This is a genomic window from Pseudomonas sp. HY2-MNA-CIBAN-0224, assembly GCF_040310285.1.
GTDB classification, from domain to species: domain Bacteria; phylum Pseudomonadota; class Gammaproteobacteria; order Pseudomonadales; family Pseudomonadaceae; genus Aquipseudomonas; species Aquipseudomonas helleri.
Genome location: NZ_JBEOPQ010000478.1, coordinates 1 through 275 on the forward strand (window position 1 = coordinate 1; position 275 = coordinate 275).

At 68.4% G+C, this 275-nt stretch carries 1 protein-coding gene; it reads left to right on the top strand.

The window, feature by feature from the left end:
• A partial coding sequence (locus tag AAEZ03_RS27235; protein WP_350582949.1) for an efflux RND transporter permease subunit occupies positions 1 to 275 on the top strand: 275 nt, incomplete at both ends.

Consider the following 275-nt stretch of genomic DNA (forward strand, 5'->3'; position numbering starts at 1 on the left):
GGTCGAGAACGTCGAGCGCGTGATGGCGGAAGAGGGGCTGTCACCGAAGGAAGCGACCCGCAAGGCGATGGGCCAGATCACCGGCGCACTCGTCGGCGTGGCGCTCGTGCTGTCGGCGGTGTTCGTGCCGGTGGCGTTCTCCGGCGGCTCGGTCGGCGCGATCTATCGTCAGTTCTCGCTGACGATCGTGTCGGCGATGGTGCTGTCGGTGCTGGTCGCGTTGCTTCTGCCGCCGGCGCTGTGCGCGACGATCCTCAAGCCGATCCCGCAAGGGC